Genomic DNA, 2,012 nt, shown 5'->3' on the forward strand with positions numbered 1-2,012 from the left:
CAAGGAACGGTCGCTTCCTTTGTACTCACCCTCTCGGGCTTTCCTCCGGGCTTCCCTTCGGTCTTGCGTTTCCGACTCTATCAGATCCTTTTCGATCCGATTCCCTGTCGGCGGGATTTGCCGTTCGGCCCCGGGCTTTCGCTCGTTGGCCTTTCGACATTCACTACGTTAGCGGATTCCCCGTCCAACTCATAATCGAGTCTATCGGCGTCGAATTCAGGCATGCGGGCACGCCGAATTCGCCCCTGCTGAGGGGAGTCGCTGGGTAGTGGTTTGGCCGCCTCCGGCTGCAGGGCGAGTGCCCTACCCGGAACAGCGGCTCGGGCTACATTACGCACCCCGGCAGGGCGCGTCAACTTCGGCGGCGCCTCGGGGCATGGGCGCGATAGGGGCTCACCGTCGGGTCGTTGGCGACCCAGAAGCGCCAGGGGTGCACGGCTCCGTCGCCGCCCACGCCGGTGCGGGGACCGTTGAGTACCTGGCCGGAGGGCACGGGAGTGCCCGTCAGCATGCGGAGCGGGGTGTCCTGCGAAGTGCACGCGTCCGTGCCGTCCAGGGAGCGGTCCACGTTCAGGGCCGTAGCCAGCCGGGCCGGGCCTTTGGCCAGTTCCTTGTCGTTGCGGGCCGAGAGCCGACGGGTCCGGGCCAGTTCGGCGCCCTCGATGATCTCCCCGGCGCGGAGCAGGACCGCGCTTGCCTTTCCCTCGGGGCCGCAGACCAGGTTCATGCAGAACCACATGCCATAGGTGAAGTAGACGTACACATGACCGGGCGGACCGAACATCACCTCGTTGCGGGCCGTGCGTCCGCGATAGGCGTGCGAGCCGGGGTCGTCGGCGCCGTCGTAGGCCTCGACCTCGGTGAGGCGCAGGGCGATCGGACCGTCCGGGGTGCTGCGTACCAGGATGCGGCCGAGCAGGTCGGGGGCGACATCGAGGACGGGCCGGTCGAAGAACTCCCTGGACAGGGGCGTACGGTCGGGGGTCGCGATCATGCCGTCCGAGGGTACTGGAGACGAGTGGTGCCGGGGGGTGGCCGTCGGGCACCCGCCTTGCCAGGGTGGGGCATGGAACCGGCCACGGCCGGATTGCGTTTGTACGGATCAAGGATCCACCCGTAGTGGGCGAGAGGGAGAGACATGGCGTTCAAGAAGCTGCTCGCGAGCCTGGGGGCCGGCGGGGCTTCGGTAGAGACGGTGCTGCACGAGGTCAACGTCGTCCCGGGCGGTGTCGTCCAGGGCGAGGTGCGTATCCAGGGCGGGTCCGTCAACCAGCAGATCGAGGGGCTCTCGGTCGGGCTGCAGGCCAAGGTCGAGGTGGAGAGCGGCGACCAGGAGTACAAGCAGGACATCGAGTTCACGAAGTCGCGGCTGGGTGGGGCGTTCGAGCTGCAGGCGAACGCGGTGCACGCGGTGCAGTTCGGGCTGGAGATCCCGTGGGAGACGCCGATCACGATGATCGACGGTCAGGCCCTGCGCGGCATGAACATCGGGGTGTCGACCGAGTTGGAGATCGCGCGTGCGGTGGACTCCGGTGACCTGGACCCGGTCAACGTGCACCCGCTGCCGGCACAGAAGGCGATCCTCGACGCCTTCATCCAGCTGGGCTTCCGGTTCAAGAACGCGGACATGGAGCGCGGTGTCATCCGGGGTACGCGGCAGAAGCTGCCGTTCTACCAGGAGATCGAGTTCTACCCGCCGCAGCAGTACCGCGGGCTGAACCAGGTCGAGCTGAGCTTCGTCGCCGACCAGAACGCCATGGACGTGGTGCTGGAGATGGACAAGAAGCCGGGGCTGTTCAGCGAGGGCAGCGACACCTTCCGCTCCTTCCAGGTGGGTCTGAACGACTACCAGGGGACGGACTGGACCGCGGACCTGAACCAGTGGCTGTCCGAGGTCGGCAGCAAGCGCAACTGGTTCTAGTACTCCAGTCTGACTTCGCGATCTTGAGTCGGGTCCGGCTGGGAACGGGTACGGCCACCGCGTGATCATCGGGGGTTGTGTGGACTCCTGA

At 66.7% G+C, this 2,012-nt stretch carries 2 protein-coding genes; one reads left to right on the forward strand and one right to left on the reverse strand.

All coding sequences use genetic code 11. The annotated features are described in order from the left end of the window. Positions 1–352 precede the first annotated feature (352 nt). Positions 353–994, reverse strand: coding sequence for a DNA-3-methyladenine glycosylase (locus HDC93_RS37545; RefSeq protein ID WP_185015238.1), 642 nt, complete (start codon positions 992–994; stop codon positions 353–355). 144 nt (positions 995–1,138) lie between these two features. Here HDC93_RS37545 and HDC93_RS37550 point away from each other — a divergent pair, with 144 nt between their 5' ends. After that, entirely contained in the window at positions 1,139–1,921 is a 783-nt protein-coding gene (locus tag HDC93_RS37550; RefSeq protein ID WP_185015239.1) for a sporulation protein, read from the forward strand. Positions 1,922–2,012 lie beyond the last annotated feature (91 nt).

The sequence above is a fragment of the Streptomyces sp. AK010 genome, from assembly GCF_014207295.1.
GTDB classification, from domain to species: Bacteria; Actinomycetota; Actinomycetes; order Streptomycetales; family Streptomycetaceae; genus Streptomyces; species Streptomyces massasporeus.